Source organism: Sanguibacter keddieii DSM 10542 (assembly GCF_000024925.1).
Lineage (GTDB): Bacteria > Actinomycetota > Actinomycetes > Actinomycetales > Cellulomonadaceae > Sanguibacter > Sanguibacter keddieii.
In genome coordinates this window covers 623847-647639 of sequence record NC_013521.1, presented here as the reverse complement: position 1 = coordinate 647639, position 23793 = coordinate 623847, and the positions used below count along the sequence as shown (strand labels likewise).

Genomic DNA, 23793 nt, shown 5'->3' with positions numbered 1-23793 from the left:
GCATGTCCGTGACCCAGGACGGGGCGCCGGCACAGGCCGGCGCCCCTCGGGCGGGGAGCGACGACCCGAGCGGTCGGCGCGGACCGTCTCGACGCCGCCGCAAGACCCCGGACCCGCGCCTCCAGCACGTCGTGCGCGAGCAGGCCTCCGTCTGGACCCGCATGAAGCGGGAACGGTGGACCTACGCGTTCATCCTCCCCGGGCTGCTGTTCTTCCTGCTGTTCGCCTACGTCCCGCTGCTCGGCAACGTCGTCGCGTTCCAGGACTACTCCCCCTACTGGGGCGTCGGCGGCTCCGAGTGGGTCGGCTTCCAGAACTTCACCGCGATGTTCTCCGACCCGCAGTTCCTCGGTGCGCTGCAGAACACGCTCATCATCTCGTTCCTGCAGATCGCCTTCGCCTTCCCCGCACCGATCCTGCTGGCGCTCCTGCTCAACTCGCTGATCTCCGAGCGGGTCAAGCGGGTGGTCCAGTCGATCGTCTACCTGCCCCACTTCATCTCGTGGGTGATCGTCATCTCGATCTGGCAGCAGGTGTTCGGCGGCGCCGGCCCCGCGGCAGAGCTGTTCTCGGCCATCGGGATCGACAACGTCAACATCATGTCCGACCCCGACACCTTCAAGGCGCTCGTCGTCTCGCAGGTGATCTGGAAGGACATCGGCTGGGGCACGATCATCTTCTTCGCCGCGATCAGCGGCATCCCCACAGAGCTCTACGAGGCGGCTGCCGTGGACGGTGCCGGGGCGGCCCGGCGCACCTGGCACATCACGCTCCCCGGCCTCGTCCCGGTCATCACGCTGCTGCTCATCCTCACCATCGGCAACGTGCTCACCGTCGGGTTCGAACAGCTGCTGCTCCAGCAGCCCGCGGTCGGCGCGAACGCCGCCGAGGTGCTCGACACCTTCGTCTACTACCGCGGCATCGCGGGCGGCGACTGGGGCCTGTCGACAGCAGCGGGGCTGTTCAAGGGAGTCATCGGCACGATCCTCGTGATCGCCGCCAACAAGTTCGCCAAGAGGCTCGGGACCGGAGGGTTGTTCTGATGACAGCAGCACCGCAGGCGCCAGCACCCCTGCTCGACCGTGTCGAGCCGGTCTACCGGCCGTCCGGCAAGCGCCCCGTCTGGATGGGCACCCCCTCGCCGGGGGTGCAGCTCCTCAAGGCGATCACCATCGCGCTCATCGTCCTCGTCATGCTCTACCCCTTCGTGTACGTCATCGCGATGAGCTTCGCCTCGCGCGAGGCCGCGGCGTCGGGCGGGTTCTTCCCGACGACCTTCTCGCTCGACGCCTACCGGTCGATCCTCGGCGGGGACGTCGTCACGCGGGCGATGCTCGTGTCGATCGGCATCACCACCGTGGGCACCACGCTGTCGATGATCTTCACCACGACGCTCGCCTACGGGCTCATGCGCACCAAGGACGTCCCGGGGGCCAAGACGATCCTCGTCATGGTCCTGTGCACCATGCTGTTCGGCGCCGGGATCATCCCGAACTACCTGCTCGTGCGGTCGCTCGGGCTGCTCGACTCGTACTGGTCGCTCATCGTCCCGGGGCTCATCTCCGCCTTCAACATGGTGGTGGTGCGCAACTTCTTCATGGGGCTGCCCAGCGAGCTCTTCGAGTCGGCCCGGCTCGACGGGGCGAGCGACTGGCGGATCTTCACGCGCATCGTCATCCCGCTGTCCAAGGCGGTGCTGGCCGTCATCGCGCTGTTCTACGCGGTCGGGTACTGGAACTCGTTCTTCAACGCGATGATCTACCTCAACGACACGTCCAAGTGGCCCATCCAGGTGGTCCTCAACCAGTACGTGGTCCAGGGCTCGGCGCTCACCTCGATCCAGGCACCGGACCAGCCGCCGCCGCCCGGGCAGACCCTCCAGATGGCCGTCATCGTCGTCGCGACGGTGCCGATCCTCATGCTCTACCCCTTCGCCCAGCGGTACTTCACCAAGGGGGTGCTCACCGGGGCGATCAAGGGCTGACGGCGATCGAGGGCTGACCGCGCCCCTCAGTCCTCCTCGGGGGCCAGGGAGGCGACGAGGGCGTCGATGGTGCGGTGCGTGACGGCCGCCATGTCGACGGCGCCCGGGTCCAGCAGCCACTGGACCTGCAGCCCGTCCATCACGGCGATGATCGCGATCGCCGTCTCGGTGACGTCGGCGTCGTCACGCAGCTCGCCGATGTCGCGGGCCTGGGCGAGGGCGGTCTGGACCATCTCGCGCAGGCCCACGTACCGGTCCCGGAACCACTCCTGGGCCGGGTGGTCGGTGGTCACCGACTCGGCCGACATCACGGCGTACAGCTGCGTGATGCCGGGCCGGGTGCTGTTGAGCGCCGCCGTGTCGACCAGGTGCCGCAGGAAGTCGAGCCCGACCAGCTCCTGGCCGTGCGCGGCCTCCTCGATGTCGACCATGTCGCGGGTGTGCAGCACCTCCGTGAGGAGCTGGTCCTTGGTCTTGAAGTGGTGCAGGATGCCGGCCGCCGAGATGCCCACCTCGTCGGCGATCTCCGCGAGCGAGGCGTTGTAGAACCCCTTGTTCGCGAAGGTGGTGAGCGCCGCCTCGAGGATCTCCTTGCGGCGGCGCTGGGTGCGGGCCTTCTGCACGCCGACGGGTTCGGAGGTCACGACGTCGGGGGCGTCGGCGGCCGTCGGAGGACTCTGCTCAGGTGCCATACCAGCGAAGCGTAGACGACCACCGGGCCCGACGACGACCACCTCACGACCGCACCAGCACCTCCCCCTGACCGCCCGCTGACCATCCGATGACCACCCGGCCACAGCGCCGGACCACCACCCCGAACCGACGGACGGACCACCCGATGACTCCCCTCGACCACACCGACCCGCAGACCGAGAGCACCAGCGCCAGCCCGAGGACCAGCGCCGCGAGCGCCTTTACCACCACCGTGTCCCGGGCGGGCGGCCCGCCCGCCGGGAGGCCAGCGGGCGTCGTCCGCAGGAACGGCACGCAGGTGGTGGACGGCGCGGGCGAGCGGGCGCTCTTCCGGGGCGTGGGCATCGGGACCTGGCTGCTCCCCGAGGGCTACATGTGGCGCCTGCCGCACGTCGACCCCGCCGCGGGCTCCGGCGTCCCGGCGCAGTCGCCGCGGGAGATCGAGGCGCTCGTCGCGAGGCTCGTCGGCGACGAGCGGGCCGCGGCCTTCTGGGCCGGGTTCCGCGAGGCGTTCTTCACCCGCTCGGACGTCGACCGCATCGCCGCCGAGGGCTTCGACCACGTGCGGCTGCCGATCAACGCCCGGGTGGTCATGGACGACGACGGGACGTTCCTCGAGGAGGGCCTCGCCCTCGTCGACGCCTGCGTCGGCTGGTGCCGCGAGGCCGGGCTGCACGTGGTCCTCGACCTGCACGGGGCACCCGGCGGCCAGACGGGCACGAACATCGACGACTCCCCGCGGGGGCGTCCCGAGCTCTTCACCGACGAGCGGTACCGGGCGCTCACCGTCCGGCTGTGGACGGAGATCGCCCGGCGGTACGCCGGCGACGAGACCGTGGCCGCCTACGACCTGCTCAACGAGCCGCTGCCCGACGAGCACGCCGTGCGTCACCGGGACGACCTCGTGGCCCTGTACCGCGACCTCACCGCCGCCGTCCGGGCCGTGGACCCGGACCACCTGATCATGTACGAGGGCACGCACTGGGCGAGCGACGTCTCGATCTTCACCGAGGTGTGGGACGAGCGCTCCGTGATCCAGTTCCACCGGTACTGGGCCGCCCCCGACCTCGACGGCATCGCGACCTTCCTCGAGGTGCGTGACCGGCTCGGGCTGCCGCTGTACATGGGCGAGGGTGGCGAGAACGCACCCTCGTGGCTCGCGACGGCCTTCGGGCTGTACGAGGGCCAGGGCATCGGCTGGAACTTCTGGACGTGGAAGAAGCTCGACAACCCGCACTCCCCCGCCGTCGTGGTCCCTCCGGCCGGCTGGGCCGACGTCCAGGCCTTCGTCGCCGGGACCGGGCCGCAGCCCGCGCCCGAGGACGCGTGGGAGACGCTCGTCGCGCTCGTCGACGCGATGCGCCTGGAGCGCTGCGAGTGGCACCCCGAGGTGGTCGCCGCGCTGCTCCGCCGCACGCCCGTCGAGCTGCCCGCCTACGCCTACGGGACGCACGGCGAAGGGGTGTCGTGGGAGACGTCGGCGCGGTCGTCGGACGCGCCGGGGGCACGAGCGGGAGGCGCGCCTCCCGCCGCGCCGGGCTCGTTCCGTGCGGACGACGGTGTCACGGTCGAGCGCCACGGCGGTGAGGAGGGCGCGAACCCCTTCGCGGCCGACCCCGCCGAGCGCGCCCGCGCCGGGCGGCTCTGGGTGCTGCTGCAGGACGGCGACAGCGTCGCGTACGACGTCTCCCTCGGGGAGGCGACGCTCGCGGCCGGGCGGCTCGCCGTCACCCTCGACGTGTGCCCGGCGGACGGGGTCGGAGCGGCAGACCGTGCCGTCCAGGTGAGCATCGACGGCGTGGAGGTGCCGGGCGGCTGGTCGGGCGACACCTGGTCCGGGGCGACGCGAGCGCTCCCGCAGGGCACGGCGACACCGGTCGGCGGTCAGTCGCGGGTGACCGTCCGGTGCGTCGGCGACGACCTCCGCCTCGGCGCCGTCACGCTCACCTGAGGCACGTCCCGTAGGTTGCGGAGCGACCTAGGTTGTCGCGTCACCTAGGTTGTGCCACCATCTACCCATGGACACACCGAGCTGGCCCGCCGAGTGGCTGCGCAGCGCTCTCAGCGGCGCCGTCCTGTCGATCGTCAGCGAGGGCGAGACCTACGGGTACGTGATCGCCCAGCGCCTCGCCGACGGCGGCATGGGCGTGGTCAAGGGCGGCACCCTCTACCCGCTCCTGGCGCGGCTCGAGCAGGACGGCGACGTCACCGCGACGTGGCGCGAGGGGACGAGCGGCCCCGGCCGCAAGTACTACGCCCTCACCGAGGCAGGGACGGTGCGCCTCGAGGCGCACCGCAGGGACTGGGCCGCCTTCACCGAGGCGAGCACCGCGATCATCATGGGGACGAGAGGCACGTCATGACCGAGCGACCGCACACCGAGTACACGAACGAGCTCGCCGAGACGCTCGACCTGCGCGACGTCCCGGCCGACGCGGTCGCGCAGATCGTCCGCGAGGTCGAGAGCCACCTCGCCGAGTCCGGCGAGGACCCCGTCGAGGCCTTCGGGCCCGTCGCCCGCTACGCCGACCAGTTCGCCCCGCGCTCCCGCGAGCGCGGACTCCTCACGCTCGCCGTGTCGGCCGGGCTCCTCGGCTTCGGCGGGGCGTTCCTCGTCATCAGCGGGGTCTTCGGGCTCCTCGACGAGACCGCGGAGCTCTGGGGGCTGCCTCCGTGGGCCCGGATCGTCGGCGGTGCGCTCCTGATCGCGACCTTCGCGGCCATGGTCGTCGTCCTCGCCGTCCGCTCGCGTCGCCGCGCGGCAGCCTGGCGGCTGGGCCAGACCGACTCCTGAGGGGCCTCAGGGCCCCTCCTGGCGCGTCCCGCCGGGAAGGCGCGCCGCGCTGACCTGCGGGGCGACCCGAGCCCTCGCGCAGGCCCGTGCGGGGTGCTCTACTCAGGTCAGGCGGTCGACCGTGCCGCCGGTGCTTTCTCGATCTGGACGGCCCCTCCGGCGTCCCCGTCTCGGGGCGCCCTACGAGAGGCTGCCTGATGATGACTGCACCCAGCAGAGTCCGTCCGATCCGATCCGCGCGCACGGGCGGGGGCGGTCCGCTCGCCGTCTCCGTCGTCGCGGTGCTCGCCCTGGGGTCCACCCTGGTCGTGCTGAGCCAGCTGCCCGCCGAGGCAGCAGACCCACCCGTCCCGCTCGGCACCGCGGAGACCTTCTCCGTGCTCGGTGCCGAGACGGTCACCAACACCGGCCCGAGCGTCCTCGGGCAGAGCCTCGGGGTCAGCCCGGGCACCACGGCCCCCGGCTTCCCGCCAGGGCTCGTCGGCGGCGAGACGCACCTCGGCGACGCCGACGCGCTGCAGGCGAAGGCCGACCTCTCCACGGCCTACGGCGACGCCGCCGGACGCACACCCTTCACCAGCCTGCCCGCCGAGCTCGGTGGGCAGACCCTGACGCCCGGCACCTACCGGCTCCCTGCCGCGCAGCTCACCGGGACGCTCACGCTGAACACCCTCGGCGACCCCGCGGCCGTCTTCGTCTTCCAGCTGACCTCGGGCCTCACGACCGCCTCCGACAGCGCCGTGGTGTTCCTCGACGACGCCGCGTCGTGCAACGTCTACTGGCAGGTCGCCGAGAGCGCCACGATCGGCAGCGGCACCGACTTCGTCGGGACGGTCATGGCCTCGACGTCCATCAGCATGGCGACAGGCGCCACGCTCGAGGGCCGTGCGCTCGCCCAGACCGGCGAGGTCACCCTCGACACGAACACCATCACCGCGCCGGTGTGCGACGTCGTGACCCCCACGCCGACGGACACACCGACCGCGACGGACACGCCGACAGACACCCCGACGGACACCCCGGCGCCGACGGTCGCCCCGACCACGGCACCGCCCGCAGTCCCCTCGGAGACGCCCGTGCCGACCCCCGAGGTGCCCGGCGCACCGCCCACCGGCCCGGACGCGGGCGTCGTCGTCCCGCCGAGCCCCACCGCGTCGTCTCCCGGAGACCGACGCTCGACCACCGAGAGCGACCGGTACCGCGACGAGGACCTCTCGGAGACCGGCACCGACGCGGCCCCGCTCCTGCTCGCCGGCGGAGTCCTCGTAGCCCTGGGCGTCACCACCCTCGCCGTCCGCCGCCGCCGAGGCACCCGCCCCTGACCCATCTCTCCCCTGACCCACCCCTCCCATGCCCGGGGCGCGCTGACCAGGTCCCCCCCAGGGGGCCTCGGCCTCGCGCCCCGGGCATGAGGGCGGGCGGGTGCGGGGTGGGGGTAGCGGTTACGATCTGGTCTTCAGCTGAGACGAGGTCTTCCGGTGCCGCACACCCTTCGCGCGTCGAGCGCACCCAACGGCCTGAACATCCAGGTGACGCGCGTCGAGCACGACGGGCTGTACCTGCGCATCTGGCGGGCGTCGGTCGACGAGCTCATCGAGGTGGACTCGGCCGACCGCCGCGACTTCGTGCTGGTGCACGGGATCGGCGTCTCCTCGCAGTACTTCGAGCGGCTCGCGCTGACGCTCGCGAAGGTCGGGATGGTCTACCTCGTCGACCTCCCCGGCTTCGCGGGCGTCCCGCGGCCCTCGCACCCCCTCGAGATCGCGGACTTCGGCCGGTTGGTCGGGGGGTGGATCGAGCAGCAGGGGCTCGTGGACCCGGTGATCATCGGGCACTCGATGGGTGCCCAGGTGGTCACCGAGGTGCTCGCCCAGCACCCCGGGCTGTCCACGCACGCCGTGCTCATCGGCCCGCCCGTCAACGTCGAGGAGCGCTCGACCACCCTCCAGGCACTGCGGTTCCTGCAGAGCACCGTCTTCGAGTCCTCGCGCACGCGCCGCATCGCGATGAGCGGGTACGTGCGCTGCGGCCCGCGGTGGTTCGCGCAGACCCTGCCGCGGATGATGCGGTACCCCATCGAGGAGCGCCTCGCCGAGGTCGACGCCTCGGTCCTGGTGCTCCGCGGCGTCCACGACTGGGTCGCCCCCGAGGGGTGGGTCGACCTCGTCGCCGGGCTGCCCACCAAGGGCCGCTGGGAAGAGGTGCCGGGGGCCGCGCACGCGGTCATCTACGACCACAGCGACGAGGTCGCCGCCCTCGTCATGGACCACCTGCGGCGGTGACCGGCGTGAGCCAGCCCGGGACGTGGGACCGACTGCGCGCGAGCGTCCGCGCCGCGCGTCGGGTCCCGCGCGGCTGGTGGGCCTGGACCTCCGACTACGTCTACGTCGTGTGGCGCCAGCTCCGCGGCCTGCTCACCCGCCCGGACCCCGCCGCCCTCGCCTCCGGCACCCGCACACCCGTGGTGCTGCTCCCCGGCATCTACGAGACGTGGTTCTTCCTCGAGCCGCTGGCCCGCGTGCTGCACGACGCCGGGCACCCGGTCCTCACCGTGCCGGGCCTGCGGTGGAACCTGTCCGACCTCGAGACGTCCGCCCGGCTCGTCACCGAACGCCTCGCCGAGGCCGGCGCCGGCCCGGTCGTGCTGCTCGCGCACTCGAAGGGCGGGCTCGTCGGCAAGGCCCTCATGTCCCACCCCGGGGCGGGCGACGACGTCGTCGGCATGGTCGCCGTGAACACGCCCTTCGCGGGGTCGGTCTACGCGACGTACTTCCCGTCACGCCCGGTGCGGGCGCTCTCCCCACGCTTCCCGGCGATGCGCGCGCTGGCCCGCGAGGTCGGCGCGCACCGGCGCATCGTGAGCGTCTACGGGATCTTCGACCCGCACGTCCCCGGCGGCAGCGGGCTGGCCGGGGCTACCAACGTGCAGCTGCCGGTGATGGGCCACTTCAGGACCGTCGCGCACCCCGCCGTGCAGCGCGCGGTGCTCGAGCACGTCGGTCGTCTCGACCGGTCGCGCGCTCCCGGGCCCTCGCCCGAGACCGCTCCCCACGACGACGACGCAGCGACGTGAGGGACACCGAGCCCCGCAGGCGCGCCCACGTCGAGCCGTGCCCACGGATCGCTCGGACCGTCTCGTCGACGGACGCCCAGTAGCGCGACACCCCTCGGGTCCCTGCGCCGTCGGCCGAGAACACCGCCGCGTCGGCCTGCTCGGCGAGCAGCGCGACGGGGGCCTTCGGGAAGGTCTCGAGCAGCGCCCGCGACGCCTCACGACGTGTCGCGTCGGTCGGCGGGGGGACCCGGAAGTCGTGCGCGGTGTCGAGGACCTCGTCCCACCCGCCGCTGATCTGCTGCTCCGCGGTCGGGGCCCTGCGGCGCCGACGACGGCGGCGCGCCTTGAGCGCGAGCACCACGAGGACGGGCACCAGGAGGAGCAGGAGGGGGACGGCCACAACCGCCACGACCACGAGGACGGCCCGGAGGTCGCCCGCGGCCTCGGTGTCCTCCTCGTTGGTGGTCACCGACGGGTCCTCGGCGTCGTCCGACGGCGGTGCGACGGGCTCGGCGGGCGGCGGCGGGGGCTGGACGACCTGCGGCTGCGGCTCGTTCTGCACCTCCTCGTCGGCCGTCTCGGGGGTCCGGTTGGTCTCCGGGGTCGGGAAGTACGGCACCCAGCCGACGCCCTCGTAGGCGATCTCGGTCCAGGCCTGGATCTCGCCGCCCTGGAAGGTGATCGAGTCGTCGCCGCGCTGCTCCTCGGTGGGCACGAAGCCGAGCACCACGCGGGCGGTGAGGCCGGACTGGGTGGCCATGAGCGCCATGACCGAGGCGTACTGCTCGGCGTCGCCGACCATGAGGTCGTCGCCGAGCAGCAGGTTCATGCGGTAGGCGGAGTGCCCGGCGAGCGACGGGTAGTCGTCGCCGTGGCTGAAGTACCCCGTGTCGTGGAGGTAGGTCTCGATCGCGCGGGCCGCGCCGGCAGGTGAGCTCGCGTTCGCGGTGACCTGCTTGGCGCGCTCGACCACCACGTCCGGGACCTGCTGCGGCGCGGGGAGCGCGAGGCTGCTGGCCCGCGCGGAGCCGATCTCCTCGTCGGTGACGGGGCCGGGGACCACGGCGTCGAGGGTGTACCGCTGCCCGGGGACGAGCGAGGTGCTGAGGACCCCGGTGCCGGTCGCGTCGTTGAAGCGGAACGCCTCGCGGTCGCGGTCCGCGTCGGGCCCGGAGAAGGTGACCGAGCGGGTCTCGCCGACCGTCGGCAGCCACGGCCCGCCGAGCGCGTCCACCTGGACCTCGACGGTGGCGTCCTGCCAGACCGTGGCAGCGCTCGTGGAGACGGGGATGGTGTCGCCGACCTTGCGGAAGGCTCCGGAGGCCTGCGGCTCGCCGTCGCCGACGACGTTCCACACCACGCCGTCGAAGCTGTCCATGGTCGCGAGCCGGACGAGGCCGTCCTCGGGGAGCCCGTCGACGGTGAGCAGGTCGGTCTCGCGCTGGTCCTTGATGAACGCGCGGTACGCCGACAGCGGGCTGGCGTGGTCGCGCGGGTCGAAGGGCGGGACGATCACGCTGCGCAGCACGAACCGTGGGGTGTCGCTCGCGACGACCGGCGCGAGCAGCACGCCGCCCCCGACGGACAGCAGCGCGAGGACCGCGAGGGACGGCACGCGCTGCGGCCGCCAGCCGCCGCGACGCCACGCGACCCACACCACGACCAGCACGGTCACGGTCGCGCCGACCACCACGGCGAGGGTCCGCTGGACGGTGCCGAGCAGGATGGCCAGGACGAGCACGGCGGGCGGCACCACGACGGCGCCCAGCAGGCGCAGCGACGCGGCGCGCCCCGTCGACGCGCGCGTCGCGGCGAGCAGCCCGCCGCCGAGCACCGCACCCAGCCCGAGGACGAAGGGCGCGACGAGCGCGGTGCCGCTGGTCCCGATCGGCGGCTCGAGGGTGAGCACCTGCTTCCAGGACGTCACGACGCCCTGACCGAGCGTCACGAGGGTGCGGCCGGTCGGCAGCACCCCGGCGGTGGTGGTCGACGGCGCGGCGAGCGGCCCGCCGAGCAGCACGTACGCGAGGAAGGTCGCGGCGAGGGTGACGACGACGGGCCAGCGGCGCACGAGCGCGGCCACGGCGAGCACGGCGCCCACCACGACGCCGCCGACGACGGCAGGCGCCGCGGCGCCCAGGCCGAAGACGGGGACGAGCGGCACGAGGGCGAGGAGCACGGCGAGGGCGAGCACGACGACGTCGACGAGCTGCGCACCGAGGCTCCGGGAGCCGACCGGTGCACCGACGAGCCGGACGCTGCGGCCCTGCGAGTCGGTGGTGGTCTCGGGTGGTCGGCGCGTGCCGAGCAGGCCGGTCACCCGGTCACCAGCTGTCGGAGCAGGCGCGGGAGGTCCTCGACGGCGCCGAGGGTGGAGACGGACAGCGGGCCCTGGGTGCGGAGGCTGACCTCGGCACCGGGCTCGCACTGCACGAAGACGGTCCGCAGCCCGGCGGGCAGGTGCGCCGAGCTGCTGCGCAGCTGCGCACGGCTGGGCACGCTGCCGGTCACGACCACGGCCATCGAGGCGGTCGGGGCGACCCGGGCGACGGTGCGGGTGAGGTCGACGGCGTCGTCGGCGCGCGGCGCGGCGGCGATGCCGGCGCAGTCGTCGAGGAGCCGGCGAGGGGTCTGGGTTCGGAGCCTCGCGGTCCCGGCGAGGGCGGTGATCTCGAGCCCGTCGCGGACCACGTGGGTGCCGAGCGACGCGAAGGTGCTCACGGCGAGCTCGAGCTCCTCCTCGTCGCGGTAGTCCTCGGTGTCGGCCGAGACGGCCAGGGCGGTGTGGGTGCGCCGGGTGTCCTCGAACTGGCGGACCATGAGCGTGCCCGTGCGGGCGCTGGTGCGCCAGTGGATGCTGCGGCGGTCGTCGCCGGGGATGTACTCGCGGAGCGCGTGGAACGACATGTCGTCGTCGGAGATGGTGCGGGTGGACTGCCCCTCGAGGTCGCGCAGCAGGCCGGCACGGGTGCCGTCGAGCGACACCGTCACGGGGTGGACGTAGAGCTCGACCGGGTCGGTCCAGAGCACCTCGCGGCGGGCCATGCCGAGCGGGTCGGCGCGCACCGAGCGCACCGGTCCGACGACCACCACGGCCCGGCGCGTCGTGGGGATCGCGTAGACCTCCTCGTGCTCGGCGCCGGCGGCCATGCTGGGCAGCGCGAAGCTAGCCGAGCCGATGCCGACCGGCAGCTCGATGCGCGCCGGGAGCAGGCGGCGGCGCCCGACGTTGCGCACGCCGATGCGCCCCATGGCGCGCTCGCCCACGGTGACGGACTGGTCGGCGAGGTCGACGTCCACCGCGTAGTGCGAGCGCCCGACGGTCATGGCGGCGGACACGAGGACCGCGACACCGAGCACGCACCCGGCGACGACGAGCTCGGCCCAGCCGTAGCGGCGGCCGACCACGAGGGTGACGACGGACGCGACGAGCATGCCCCAGCCGAGCGCGGTGAGCCCTGCGCTGCGCGCGCGCACACCCCGGACGGCGGAGCGTGCCAGACGCTGGGTCGTGGCCCTCCTGCCGGAGGGTGCTGCGGGCGTGCTCATGTCAGGGTGGCTCGTTCGGTGGGCGGGACGGTCTCGGTGAGGATGCGCTCGACGATCTCCTCGGGGGTGACCCCGGCGAACTCGGCCTCGACGTCGAGCACCAGTCGGTGCGAGAGCACGGCGACGGCCAGCTCCTTGACGTCGTCGGGGACGACGTAGGCGCGCCCCTGCGCGGCGGCCCACACCTTGGCGCAGCGCACGAGGGCGAGGCACCCGCGGACGGAGGCGCCCAGGCGGGTCTCGGCGTCGGTGCGGGTGGCCTCGGCGAGGCGTGCGACGTAGTCGTTGATCGACGTGTCGACGTACACGGACGCGGCGAGGTCGGCCATGCTCGCGACGGCGGCCGACGTGATGACCGACGTCATGGCCGAGGTGCGGTCCCGGGCGGCAGACCCGGCGAGGATCTGCACGGTCGACGCGTGGTCGGGGTACCCGAGGGACGTCTTCATGAGGAAGCGGTCCAGCTGAGCCTCGGGGAGGCGGTAGGTGCCGGCCTGCTCGATGGGGTTCTGGGTCGCGATGACCATGAACGGCCGGCCCACCGGGTACGAGGTGCCGTCGACGGTGACGCGCGACTCCTCCATGACCTCGAGGAGCGCGGACTGCGTCTTCGGGGAGGCGCGGTTGATCTCGTCGGCGAGGACGACGGAGGCGAAGATCGGGCCCTTGTGGAACTCGAAGACGCCCGTCTTCTGGTCGTAGATGGTGACGCCGGTGACGTCGGAGGGCAGGAGGTCCGGCGTGAACTGGATGCGGTGGTGCGAGCCGTCGACGGTCGCGGCGAGCGCCTTGGCGAGCATCGTCTTGCCGGTGCCGGGCGCGTCCTCGAGGAGGATGTGCCCCTCGGCGAGCATGGCCGTGAGCGTGAGCCGCACGACGTGCGTCTTGCCGAGCACGGCCTGGCCGACGTTGTCGACGAGCGTGCTGAAGGTCTGGGCGAACCAGGCAGCCTGCTCGGCCGTCATGGGGCCGGTGGTCGTGTTCGAGGTCATCAGGACGTCACGCTCTCTGTCGGTCGCAGCGGGGCTGCGGGTGTGGTGCTGGTCTGCGGTGCTGGTCGCGGGCTCTGGGGGACATCATGACCGGCCGCCCGCCCCGGACGCGGGACGGGAGGCGGCTCGGCGTCACCCTTCACCCCGTGCCGGGGTCCGTGCCCGGGTCGGTGGGCTCGGGCTCAGGCGTGGGTGGCTCAGCGATCGTCACCTCGATCGGCGGGGCCGTCGTCCGACCCTTCGGGCTGACCGCGGACACCTCGACGCGCCAGATCCCCGGTCCGACACCCTGCTCCGCCGCAGTGGCCGTCGCGGTCGTGGCCGAGGGGCCACCGGAAGCCTGGTACCAGCGTGAGACGGTGCCGTTCGGGCGCGTCAGTCGGTACTCATACCCAGTGATCGGGCTTCCGTTCTCGCTCGCCGGGCTCCAGTTCATCGTGATCGACGGTGGCGCGTCCATCGGCGTCGCGGTCACCGCGGCCGGGGCGGTCGGCGGCTGCGATGCCGCGGGGCCGCCCTGCTTGCTCTCCGGCAGGCTGTCGCCCTGGGCGTTGACGGCGACGACCTGGACCGTGACGAGACCGTCGAGCGGCACGTCGATCGACATCGAGGTCCCAGCCGTCGAGGACTCCGCGCCGTTCACCCAGACCTTGTACCCGGTCACCGACGACCCACCGTTGTTCTCGACGACCCACGACGCGTTGACGCTGCGGAACCCGTTGGGGGTGATCGTGACGACCGGCTTCTGCGGCACGGTCCGCACGTCGACCGGCGCGATCGTCGTCCACTCGCCCACGGCCTCACGGTCGTTGATCGCGCGGACCCGGAACTGGGCGGACTGCGTCCCGCCGGCGATCGGCGAGACGGTCTTGCTGGTCTCGACGAGGCTCTCTATGCCGCCAGGGCCCTCGAGCTCGTAGCGCGCGACGCGGATGCCCACTCCACCGGTGTCGGTCGGGGCGTTCCACGAGAGCGTGACCTGGCCGTCGCCGAAGGGCCGGCCCGAGGCAGCCGCAGCGCGCGCCCCGGTCGGCGCCTTGGGCGGCGCGAAGGTCGAGGTCGGCGCGCTGACGCCCGGCGCCCCCTCGCCCACCGAGTTCCGGGCGGTGACGGACACCGTGTACTCCGCGCCGTTGACCACGGAGGTGAACAGCGTCTCGCGGTCTCCGCCGCCGACCGACGCGGTGAGCGTCGGGTGCCCCGGGCTCTGCGCGACCACGCTGTACCCGGTGACCTCGGCGCCGTTCGAGCCGGCGGCGGTCCAGGCGGCGCGGATCTGCCCGCCGAGCACCGTGTCCACCCGTGCCGCGCTGACCTCGGGGGTCCCTGGCAGGCCGGCGGGCACGGCGGCGCGCGACCCGTCGCTCCAGGCCCCGCCCTCGGGCGGGGTGGCGGCGTTGTGGGCGCGGACGCGGACGGTGTAGCCGGAGCCGTTCTCGAGGCCGGAGAACACGATGGTGGTCCCGGCGATCTCGCGGGACACGATGCCGCCGGGTCCGGAGAGCTCGGCCGTGTACTTGGTGACGGGCGTCCCGTCGTTCGCGGGGGCGCTCCAGGTGGCGGTGACCGTGCGGTCGCCGGCCTCGAGGCTCGGGGCGCCAGGGATGCCGGGGACGGCGTCCGGGGTGGCCCGGACGCTCGCGGTCGACTCGGGGCCCCAGCCGAGGGCGTTCTCGGCCGCGACGGTGAAGGTGTACTCCGTCCCGTTGTTCAGGCCGGTCACGGTGCAGGTGGTGGTGGGGCAGGACGTCGTCTGGCCACCGGGCGACCGGGTCACCCGGTAGCCGGTGATGGGCGAGCCGTTGGTGGTGGGCGCGTCCCAGGCGAGCGGCACGGCGCGGCTGGTCACGGCCCCGACCCGGGGGGGCGACGGTGCGCCGGGCACGTCGCGGACGGCGACGCGGATGGTGCCGTCGACCTCGCGCAGCGGGTCGCCGGTGACGTCGCGGACCCGGTACCGCACGACCATCTGCCCGGTGAAGCCCTCGGCGGGCCGGATCACCACGTTGCTGCCGGAGACGCGCGCGGTGCCCTGCGCGGCGACGACCGGCGAGGCGCTGAGCAGCGTGAGCGGCTCGCTGAAGGGGTTGCCTGCCCCGGCCAGCGCGTTGATCGTGGTGTCCCGACCGGCGGCGCCCTCGGCCTCGTGGACCATGAGCGAGGCGAGCTGGCGCGAGCTCGCGGCGACCTTGAAGGTGACCTGGACGTCCATGGTCCCCTCGGTCCCGTAGCCGAGGCGCACGGTCGCGCTGCCGAGGGTGCCGCGGGCGACGTCGGCGGGGACGCTCACGGCGAGGCGCGTGGTGCCCGGGGTGATCGAGGCGAGGAACCCGTTGCCGGGCGCCTGGACCACCTCGTAGGTGTACTTCTGCTCGGCCGACGCTCCCTGGGGCCCACGGGTGAACCCGAGCAGGTCGACGCTCGTGGACTCGCCCTGCGGCACGAGGAGCTCGCTCGGCGTGAAGGTCGGCGGGCGGGCGTCCTCGGTGAACACGGTGATGGGCAGCGTGAGCGTCGAGCGGCGTGCGCCCTGGTCGTCGCGGGTGGCACCGTCGGTGACCTCGACCGTGATCGAGGCGGGGCCCGCGTAGCCGGGGGCCGAGACGAACCGGAGGGTGGTGTCGTCGACCACGAGGTCGCTCTGGTCGGAGTTCGTCGCCGAGACCCGCTCGGCGTCGCGGACGCGCGCGGTCTTGCCGGTGCCGACCTGGACGAACTCGGCGAGGGAGATCTCGAGCTCCTCGCCGGAGGCCACGCGCAGCTCGCGCGTCTTGGGGCGCAGCGTGGGCGGGAAGTCGCCGAGGGCGGGCACGGTGATGAAGGCGTACGCGCCGGCGCCGTCGGCCTCGGGCCGGGTGTTGACCAGGCGGTAGGGGATGTTCTGGGTGCGGTCGGTGAGGGTGACCAGCACGCGGTCGCCGGCGACCACCTGGGCGACGTCCGAGTGCGACGACGGCACCCGCACCTCGAGGTCGCTCAGCGGCCCGGAGGGGTTCTCGGCGAGGGCGAGCACGTCGACCTCGACGCTCGTCTTGTCGACCACCTCGATCGGGGCCACCGTGACGTCGCGGGCGATCGGCGGGGCGATGGGCGCGTCGTCGACGACGTAGACGGTCAGGGTCGCGCGGGCCGTGGCACCGAGCTCGTTGGTCACGGTGTAGACGATGGAGAGCGGCTCGGTGGCCTGGTCAGGCGCGGTGACCACGACACGGCGCTTGTCGACGTGCGCCTCGATGCCCTCGGGCACCTCGAGCTCGGGGGCGAGGGTGAGCTCGCCGCCCGAGGGGTCGACGTCGTTGCGCAGCACGCGGACCTCGACGCGCTGGCCGGGCCGGACCGTCGCCTCGTCGTTGCGGGCGACGATGGCCTGTCCCTGCGCGCTGCGAGCGGAGATCCCGACGCGGACGGTCGCCTGGGCGCGCTGCCCCGTCCAGTCCTCGACGGCGTACTGGAACGAGTCGGTGCCGGAGGACCCGGGGAAGGCCTCGTACTCGAGGTAGTCGGCCCCCACGGCGACGATGCGCCCGAGGGTGGGCACGCTGTCGCCCTGGCCGAGGAGGGTGACGCCGTCGCCGTCGTCGTCGATGCCGGTGAGCGGCACGGGGATGCGGACGGTCTCGCCGTCGAAGGTGCGCGCGGTGAGCGCGCGGGGCCGCGGGGCGGTCTTGGTCTCGGGGTCCGAGGCGTGCACCGAGATGGTCAGCCGGGCGGTCGTGACGTTCCCGCCGGTGTCCTGGACGCTGTACGTCGTCTCCACGATGCCCGGGGTGCCGGTCGCCTGGAAGCGCAGCACGTCGCCCGAGGCGAACAGCAGGCCCTGCTCGGGGCTGAGGTCTTCGAGCAGGTCGGGGACGACCGACATCACGTCGCCGTCGGGGTCGACGGCGCTGTCGAGCACGGGGATCGTCACGACGCCCGTGGTGCGCACCGACGCCTCGAGGTCCTGGAGGACCGGCGGGCGGTCCTCGCCCGTGGGCTCGACGGGCTGCACGAGGATCTCGCCGGAGACCTCCTCGAGGCCGTTCGACACGCGGTACTCGAGGGTCTCGGGGGCGGCGAGGTCGCGCTGGGAGCTGATGCGGACGTACCGGTGGTCGACCACCACGGCCTGCAGCGCGGAGCCGTCGACCGCGGCGACGGAGGTCACCACGAGGACGCCGCCGGCGGGGTCGACGTCGTTGGCGAGCGGGTCGACGATCACCTCGCCGCCGCGGGGCAGCGGCGCGAGGTCGCGCACGGCGACCGGGCGCTGCGGCTCGGTGGTCGGCTCGACGACGTCGACACGGACGAGGCCCTGCGCCTGCTGGGGCGAGGCGACCACGGAGAACGGCACGTAGTACGTGGCGGCGTTGGTCGCGGTGAAGGTGAAGGTGCCGTCGTCGAGGGTGGCCTCGACGGTGGTGCCGGGCGGCTCGTCGACGCTCGCGAGGCGCACGGGCTCGCGGGAGAGGCTGTGGACCGACTCGAGGACGTCGACCTCGACGTCCTTGCCGGCCTCGGTGACCACGTGGATCGGGTCGATGCGGGGCGCCAGCGAGCCGGTCGCGCGGACGTCGACGGTCACCTGCCCGGTGGTCTGCTCGATGCCGTCGCTCACCACGACGGTGACGGTCTGGCGGCCGAGGGCCTCGCCCTCGGCGGTGACGGTGAGCATGCCGTTCTGGCGCGCGCGGACCGTCGCGGTCCCGTCGGTGACCGCGCCGAGGAGCACGAGCTCGTCACCGTCGGGGTCGACCCACCCGGCGAGGACGTCGTGGTCCACGGTCGCGCCCTGCTCGAGCTCGACCGACCCGGTGCGCAGCTCGAGCGGCGCCGAGTTGCTCCCGGGGTCGGCGGCGGTGAGCGTCACGGTGGCTGTCGAGGGCGGGCTGTTGCCGCGGCCGTCGGAGATCGTGTAGGTCAGCTGCGCGCTGCCCTGGGCCTGCGGGGACACGACGGCCTGGAGCGCGCGCCCGCCGAACACGGGCTCGACCACCGCGAAGCCCTCGTCGAGGCCGCTCGTGTCGAGCTCGCTGATCGCGATGATGCCGCACTCGCCGGCGGTGTCGTTGTTGAGGACCTCGAGGACGGTCGAGCGCCCGGGGCGGACGGCGAGGTCGTCGTCGACGGCACCCGGTGCGGCCGACTGCGCGGTGCACTCGGTGAGCTGCTGCTGGGTGGACTCGACCTCGTCGGACTCCTCCTCGGTGTCCGTGGTGTCGTCGTCCTGCTCGATCTGGTCCCAGTTGGGCACCTGGACGCGCGGCATCTCGTCGGGCAGCCACATGTTGCCCTGCAGGGTGTCGTTGAGGGCGACGACCGCGCGGTTGACGCGGAACACCGGCGTGCTCTGCGCGGTCATGCGCTCGAGGTCGAGGACCGTCGGGTCGCCGTCGCCGCAGCGCACGAGGTAGCTGCCGGTCGGGCTGGCCCAGGCACCGTAGACGCACTCGCCCACGCGCACGGGCGCTGCGGGCGTGCCGCGACCGGTCGAGGGGGTCGCCTCGACCTCCCCGGAGCCGAGGTCGACCTCGAGCAGGTGGCTGGTGGTCGCGACCGCGAGGGCCGGGCCCTGCGACGAGGACTGCTGGAGCACGGGCGCGGCACCGTCGACCACCTCGGTGGTCCAGCCGTCGCCGTGCAGTGTGGTCCCCGCGAGCATGACGAGCCGGCCGTCGACCGCGGTGACGGCGTCGGGCAGCACGCCCGCGGCGTCGTCGAGGGTCCCGGCGTCGGTGATCTCGAGGGTCCCGTCGACCATCTCGCCCCGGTGCACGGTGCCGTCGGTCGGGTCGAGGGCGAGCACGAGGCCGTCGGGGTCGACGGTCGCGAGCGCCCCGTCACCGAGGTCGAGGTCGCCGGGGGTGTCGCTCGTGACGGAGGCCAGGCTCGTCATGGTGCGGATCCACACGGAACCCTCGGGCGAGGTGATCGCGACGACACCCGCACCCATGGCCACCGTGGAGCCGGCGGGCACCTCGGCCTGCGCGGAGAGCGCCATGGTCGCGGGGTCGACGGTCGAGAGCATCCGGGGCTCGGAGAGCAGGACGTCCTGACCGGACTGCAGCACGTCGAAGGACGGGTCGGTCGCCACGAGCCCGCCGTTGAGCTCCTTGACGGTCGCGTCGTAGCGGCCGAGCTTGAGCTCGGAGCGGTTGGTGACCCACACGGCGCCGTCGTTGAGGTCGACCTCGGCGATCTTCACGCCCGGGTCGATGACGGCCATGATCGCCAGCACGGCCGGGACGGTCACGCCGGCGACGACGGCCGAGGTGGACCGTGCACGCTCGGCGCGCGTGGCGCCGCGCCCGAGCCTCATCGGCTGCACTCCTGGACGGGCATGGTCGAGGCGCGACCGTCGTCACGGACGATCGACACCTCGATGCAGACGACCCCGGTGCTGTCGTCGAGGGGGACGACGACCTCGCTCGAGGTGGTGCGGCGAGCCTCCCCCTGAGAGCCGACGGTGACCTCGCGCCAGACGTAGGTGTCGCCCTCCTGCTCGTCCGGGTTCTCCCAGGTGAACTCCGCGGTGCCGTCGCCCTGGTCGATGCCGGTGAGCTTGGCCGGCGCCGGGACGGTGGCCTCCTCGACCGCGGTCGGGGTGGGCAGCGGGGCGTCGGTGGCCTGCGGGTCCGGGTCGGCGTCGCGACCGAGGGTGAGCACGCCGACGGTGACCAGCGCGGCGACGACGACGGCGGCCGCGGCACCCACGACCCACCCGCGCCGCGGTCCGCGGTGGCCGGTCTCGTCGTCGGACGAGGGCTTGCGGTAGTGCTGGGAACGGATCTCGGCGGGCGTGGGCGAGAAGGCCGTCGCCGACGGCGCGAACGGCGCCTCCGGGCTGTGGCCTGCGCCGTGCTGCGCCGGGTGCCCGGGCGACGGGTACCCCGACGGCCCGGGCTGCGGCACGTAGCCCGTCTGCTCGACAGGGCCGGCCTGTGCCGGATGGCCCTGCTGCTGCCAGGCGAGCGTCTGCGGGTAGGGCTGCGGCGCAGGGTAGGCCTGCGGCACGGGGTAGGGCTGCGGCTCAGGGTAGGACTGCGCACCGGCATAGCCCTGTGCGGGGTTCGTCCCCTCCGGCGCGGGCGGCGGGGGCACCGCGGCAGCCCGTGCCGGTCCGCGACCGGTGGTTCCCGTCGGGACGCCACCGGTGGTGCCGGTCGGGACGTCGCCGCCCGTCGTCCCCCACGAGCGCTGGCGCTGGTCGGGGACGGACGTCTGGGCGGTGATGGTCGTGATGGGTCGCAGCCGGGTCGCGTCCTCGTCGACGTCGCGGGAGCTCGACGCTCCCTGCCCGGTCCCGGGGAGCGGGGGCGGCGGCGCCTGCGGGCGGCGGGCGGCCCGGGCCTGCGCACGGGTGGCCGGTGAAGCCGCGGGTGCGGCGAAGCCCTGCGAGAGGTCGGAGGGGCCGCCGTGCGGGTCGATGCTCACCACGGGGCGCAGGCGGGTCACCTGGTCGTCGCGCGAGCCGTCGCCCGACGAGCCGTCGGCGTCGCCGCGGGAGGAGGGGGCCTCGGGGAGGATGTCCTGCGACAGGTCGATGCTGGTGACGGGCAGGTGCATCGAGCGCTCGACCTGCTGGAGCGCGTGCGCGAGGGCGAGCGCGCTGAGGAACCGCCGGTCCGGGTCCTTGGCCATGGCGCGCGCCAGCACGGCCGACAGGCCCGGCGGCACGTCCTCGCGGTCGATGGTGGGCAGCGGTGCACGCTCGATGCGCGAGAGCAGGTCGGCCGGGCTGTTGCTGCGACCGGTCACCTCGAAGGGCGAGCGCCCGACGAGCAGGGAGTAGATGGTCGCGCCGAGGGAGTAGACGTCGCCGCGGGCGTCGCCCGTCGGCCGCTCGGCGAGCAGCTCGGGGGCGGCCCACGGGATCGACATGCCGGTGGCGGCGGCCGACGACCCGAGGGTCGAGGCGATGCCGAAGTCGGTGAGCGCGGGCCAGCCGAAGTCGGTCGCGAGGATGTTCGCGGGCTTGATGTCGCGGTGCAGGATCCCCAGGTGGTGCGCCGCCTCGACGGCCGATGCCACGCGGATGCCGGTGCGCAGCACCTCGGCGACCGTGAACCGCTCCATGCGGTAGCGCGTGCCGAGCCCGGGGCGGGAGCAGTACTCCATGACGAGGTACGGACGCCCGTCCGAGGCGATGTCGGCGTGGTAGACCGTGACGATCGACGGGTGGTGCGACAGCTGGGCCATGACGTTGGCCTCGGCGAAGAAGGCCTCGCGGGCCTCCTGGTCGAGCGACCCCGACAGCAGCACCTTGACGGCGACGGACCGACGCGGCAGTTCCTGGCGGTACTCGAACACGTCGGCGAAACCACCCATGCCGAGCAGCCGCACGAACTCGTAGCCCGGGATCTTGGGCGGGATCGAGGGCTGACGGCGGGCGCTCACCGGTCACGCTCCAGCGTGAAGGTCACGCCGTCGCCGAGGTCGACGAGGGCCCCCGGGGTGATCGGGGTGGGCTCGCCCGAGCGCAGGCGGCGGGGTGCCTGGCCCACCTCGGTGAGGAGCATGCCGTTGGTCGAGTTGAGGTCGGTCACGAGGACGTCCTCGCCGACGGTGTGTACCTGGGCGTGGGTCCGCGAGATGTCCTGGTTGGGGCTCACCACCGTGACCAGGCGCGGGAGGTCGCGGGCCGCGACGCGCGAGACGACCGGGGCCCTGCCGATGAGCACGGCACGGTCGAGCGGCACGAGCAGGCCGGAGGACATGCGGATCTTGTGCACCCGCGGGACGGCAGGCACGGGGAACGGACCGGGGAGAGCCCCGGCCTCGCGCCCGGACATCTGGCGGCGGATCTCGACGAGGCTCGTCGAGAGCACCGTGCTGCCGAACCTGTCGTCGTCGCCGAGGAGCGCCTCGACGTCGGGACCGGTGAGCTCGAGCGGCAGGGGCTCCGGCTCGGCTGCGGGCACGACGGTCATCTCGCCGACCGGGGTGTCGACCGGCGGCGGCGGCACGGCCGCGCTGGCCCGCGTGACGACGGGGTGCGCGCTCGCCGCGTGGGAGGTGCTGGGCTGCGCGGTCGCCGCGCGGCGGGCCACGGGTGCGACGTCGGGAACCCGCGCCGAGGGGCTCGGCACGGCGTCAGGCACGACGCCCGTCGAGGTGCTCGTCGAGCCGCTCGCGCTGGCGGCGTAGCCCGAGGCAGGGCTCCCCGCCGCCGTGGCGCGTGCTCGGGCCCGGCGGGCGACGTACTCGCGCGCACGCTCGGCGTCGCGCACCGGGTCGGGGCTCGGCTGCGGCGCGACGACGGGCTCGGCCGGGTGCTCCGCGGCGAGCGCCCGGCGGGCTGCGCGGCGTGACGGGGCCCCGGGACGGTTCTCGTCGTCGGTGCTGCGGTGCCCGTCGGCGAGGTCGGCCTCGAGGCCGTCGCGCGTGGTGGTCTCGGAGAGCGCCACGACAGGGGCCGGCTCCTCGACCACGGGGGCAGGTCGGGGCGCCGCGACGGCGTCGCGGAGGCGGACCTCGACGCTCGACGCGCGGACCACAGCGGCGAGGGCCGGCATCCGCACCCCGTCGACCACGGGGGCGACGCTCGCGGGCACCGCGACTGTCACTGCGCCGGCGTCGGCGACGTTGATCTCGGCCCAGGTGGCCACGTGCGCGGCGGAGTGCTCGCTCGTCCCGTGGGCGTCGGCCGTGAGGAGGCGGACGTCGCCGCGCAGGAACCCGCGGACGTGCCCGTCGACCACGGACACCAGGGCGAAGGGCGGCAGCCCGACGAGCCCGCCCCGGGCCAGGACGGTGAGGGAGTGGGTGAGGTCGGCGCTCTCGCGGAGCGCATCCCAGACCTGGGTGAGACGGGCCTCGTCGATGCTGGGCGGCAGCAGGGCGACGGCGCCGTCGGTGATGATCGCGACCCAGTCGCCGTGCGTGTAGACGGGGATGATCATCTCGGGCCCCCGCGGGCGGTGCGGGGCTGCGTGATGCCGTGCTTCTGCTCGTCCCACACGACGGCCACGTGCTCGTCGCGGCTGACGGTGGTGTCGTTGTCGTTGGTGAGGTCGGTCGAGCCGAGGTGGTTCCAGACCGTCGCCACGTCGACGACGACGACGCTGACGTTGTCCCGGCCGCCGGCGGACACGGCTGCGGCGACGAGCGCCTCGGCGGCGGCCTGGGGGTCGGTCTCGGTCGCGAGCAGGCGCTGGACGGCCGCGTCGTCGAGCTCGTCGGTGAGCCCGTCGGAGCAGACGAGCAGGCGGTCCTCCGGCGCGACGGGGATCATCCAGTAGTCGGGCTCGAAGGAGGAGTCGGTCGCCAGCGCCCGGGTGACGACGTGGCGGTCGGCGTGCCCGACGGCCTCGTGCTCCGACAGCTGCCCGGCATCGAGGAGCTCCTGGACGACGGAGTGGTCGACGCTCACCTGGCCGAAGCCGTCGGCCGAGTGCCGGTAGACGCGGGAGTCGCCGATGTTGAACACGAGCCAGTAGGGAGCGCCCTCGTGCATCGCCACGGCGGCGCCCGCGACGGTGGCCCCGCCGCTGCGCCCGCCGAGCAGGTCGTGCATGCGGGCGACGGCGCGCTCGAAGCAGTCCTGGACGTCCTCGATGGTCACGGAGGTGCGACCGACGAGCACGGAGCACTCCTCGACGACCACGCGGCTGGCGACGTCGCCGGCCTCGTGGCCGCCCATGCCGTCGGCCACGAGGAACACCGGAGGCAGAGCGAGGAGGGCGTCCTCGTTGAGCGTGCGGACGCGTCCGGTGTCGGTCGCGGTCCCCCAGGTCGTGTACACCTC

Annotated in this window: 15 protein-coding genes and 1 pseudogene; 8 read left to right on the top strand and 8 right to left on the bottom strand. The window is 73.7% G+C overall.

Translation table 11 applies throughout. The features are described 5' to 3' along the window. Positions 1–2: 2 nt before the first annotated feature. Positions 3–1043 carry an ABC transporter permease gene (locus tag SKED_RS02800; protein ID WP_012865603.1) on the top strand — a complete coding sequence of 347 codons (1041 nt, stop codon included), beginning with the start codon at positions 3–5 and terminating at the stop codon, positions 1041–1043. Further along, complete coding sequence (locus tag SKED_RS02795; protein WP_012865602.1) at positions 1043–1984, top strand: carbohydrate ABC transporter permease; 942 nt, start codon at positions 1043–1045, stop codon at positions 1982–1984. The genes SKED_RS02800 and SKED_RS02795 overlap by 1 nt, the downstream gene beginning before the upstream one ends. A gap of 26 nt (positions 1985–2010) precedes the next feature. Here the strand turns inward: SKED_RS02795 and SKED_RS02790 are convergent, their stop codons facing one another. Continuing rightward, positions 2011–2676, bottom strand: coding sequence for a TetR/AcrR family transcriptional regulator (locus SKED_RS02790; RefSeq protein WP_012865601.1), 666 nt, complete (start codon positions 2674–2676; stop codon positions 2011–2013). Between the two features lie 146 nt (positions 2677–2822). Between SKED_RS02790 and SKED_RS02780 the strand changes: the two genes are divergently transcribed. From SKED_RS02780 to SKED_RS20640, 6 genes are all read left to right on the top strand, one after another. Then, positions 2823–4628, top strand: a complete 1806-nt coding sequence (locus SKED_RS02780; protein WP_012865600.1) for a glycoside hydrolase family 5 protein — start codon at positions 2823–2825, stop codon at positions 4626–4628. Positions 4629–4695: 67 nt separating this feature from the next. Continuing rightward, positions 4696–5040 (top strand): PadR family transcriptional regulator, encoded by a 345-nt coding sequence (locus tag SKED_RS02775; protein ID WP_012865599.1) that lies wholly within the window; start codon positions 4696–4698, stop codon positions 5038–5040. Continuing rightward, positions 5037–5471: an HAAS signaling domain-containing protein gene (locus SKED_RS02770; protein WP_012865598.1), complete on the top strand. Its 435-nt coding sequence runs from the start codon at positions 5037–5039 to the stop codon at positions 5469–5471. The genes SKED_RS02775 and SKED_RS02770 overlap by 4 nt, the downstream gene beginning before the upstream one ends. Positions 5472–5668: 197 nt before the next feature. Further along, on the top strand, positions 5669–6793 hold the full coding sequence (locus tag SKED_RS02765; protein ID WP_012865597.1) for an ice-binding family protein: 1125 nt from the start codon (positions 5669–5671) through the stop codon (positions 6791–6793). A gap of 156 nt (positions 6794–6949) precedes the next feature. Then, positions 6950–7753, top strand: coding sequence for an alpha/beta fold hydrolase (locus tag SKED_RS02760; protein ID WP_012865596.1), 804 nt, complete (start codon positions 6950–6952; stop codon positions 7751–7753). Then, positions 7750–8544, top strand: a complete 795-nt coding sequence (locus SKED_RS20640) for an esterase/lipase family protein (protein ID WP_245534601.1) — start codon at positions 7750–7752, stop codon at positions 8542–8544. The genes SKED_RS02760 and SKED_RS20640 overlap by 4 nt, the downstream gene beginning before the upstream one ends. 604 nt (positions 8545–9148) lie before the next feature. On the opposite strand, the pseudogene SKED_RS20635 reads toward SKED_RS20640, so the two are convergent. From SKED_RS20635 to SKED_RS02720, 7 genes and pseudogenes are all read right to left on the bottom strand, one after another. Further along, a pseudogene (locus SKED_RS20635) lies at positions 9149–10705 on the bottom strand (transglutaminase-like domain-containing protein); the annotation flags it as partial. Positions 10706–10842: 137 nt separating this feature from the next. Then, positions 10843–12075 carry a DUF58 domain-containing protein gene (locus SKED_RS02745; RefSeq protein ID WP_012865593.1) on the bottom strand — a complete coding sequence of 411 codons (1233 nt, stop codon included), beginning with the start codon at positions 12073–12075 and terminating at the stop codon, positions 10843–10845. Next, entirely contained in the window at positions 12072–13067 is a 996-nt protein-coding gene (locus SKED_RS02740; RefSeq protein WP_012865592.1) for an AAA family ATPase, read from the bottom strand. Before SKED_RS02740 ends, SKED_RS02745 begins: the two co-directional genes overlap by 4 nt. A 139-nt stretch (positions 13068–13206) precedes the next feature. Beyond that, entirely contained in the window at positions 13207–19365 is a 6159-nt protein-coding gene (locus SKED_RS02735; RefSeq protein ID WP_012865591.1) for a fibronectin type III domain-containing protein, read from the bottom strand. Continuing rightward, complete coding sequence (locus tag SKED_RS20470) at positions 19362–21443, bottom strand: serine/threonine-protein kinase (protein WP_012865590.1); 2082 nt, start codon at positions 21441–21443, stop codon at positions 19362–19364. Before SKED_RS20470 ends, SKED_RS02735 begins: the two co-directional genes overlap by 4 nt. Further along, positions 21440–22948 carry an FHA domain-containing protein gene (locus tag SKED_RS18825; protein ID WP_012865589.1) on the bottom strand — a complete coding sequence of 503 codons (1509 nt, stop codon included), beginning with the start codon at positions 22946–22948 and terminating at the stop codon, positions 21440–21442. Before SKED_RS18825 ends, SKED_RS20470 begins: the two co-directional genes overlap by 4 nt. Further along, positions 22945–23790, bottom strand: coding sequence for a PP2C family protein-serine/threonine phosphatase (locus SKED_RS02720; RefSeq protein WP_042437713.1), 846 nt, complete (start codon positions 23788–23790; stop codon positions 22945–22947). Before SKED_RS02720 ends, SKED_RS18825 begins: the two co-directional genes overlap by 4 nt. Positions 23791–23793 lie beyond the last annotated feature (3 nt).

Excerpts from the sequence above, each read along its gene's own strand:
- SKED_RS02795 (WP_012865602.1), top strand. The coding sequence starts at position 1,043 with ATGACAGCAGCACCGCAGGCGCCAGCACCCCTGCTCGACCGTGTCGAG.
- SKED_RS02735 (WP_012865591.1), bottom strand. The coding sequence starts at position 19,365 with ATGAGGCTCGGGCGCGGCGCCACGCGCGCCGAGCGTGCACGGTCCACC.
- SKED_RS02780 (WP_012865600.1), top strand. The coding sequence starts at position 2,823 with ATGACTCCCCTCGACCACACCGACCCGCAGACCGAGAGCACCAGCGCC.
- SKED_RS02740 (WP_012865592.1), bottom strand. The coding sequence starts at position 13,067 with ATGACCTCGAACACGACCACCGGCCCCATGACGGCCGAGCAGGCTGCC.
- SKED_RS02745 (WP_012865593.1), bottom strand. The coding sequence starts at position 12,075 with ATGAGCACGCCCGCAGCACCCTCCGGCAGGAGGGCCACGACCCAGCGT.
- SKED_RS18825 (WP_012865589.1), bottom strand. The coding sequence starts at position 22,948 with ATGATCATCCCCGTCTACACGCACGGCGACTGGGTCGCGATCATCACC.
- SKED_RS02765 (WP_012865597.1), top strand. The coding sequence starts at position 5,669 with ATGATGACTGCACCCAGCAGAGTCCGTCCGATCCGATCCGCGCGCACG.
- SKED_RS02775 (WP_012865599.1), top strand. The coding sequence starts at position 4,696 with ATGGACACACCGAGCTGGCCCGCCGAGTGGCTGCGCAGCGCTCTCAGC.
- SKED_RS02790 (WP_012865601.1), bottom strand. The coding sequence starts at position 2,676 with ATGGCACCTGAGCAGAGTCCTCCGACGGCCGCCGACGCCCCCGACGTC.
- SKED_RS02800 (WP_012865603.1), top strand. The coding sequence starts at position 3 with ATGTCCGTGACCCAGGACGGGGCGCCGGCACAGGCCGGCGCCCCTCGG.
- SKED_RS02770 (WP_012865598.1), top strand. The coding sequence starts at position 5,037 with ATGACCGAGCGACCGCACACCGAGTACACGAACGAGCTCGCCGAGACG.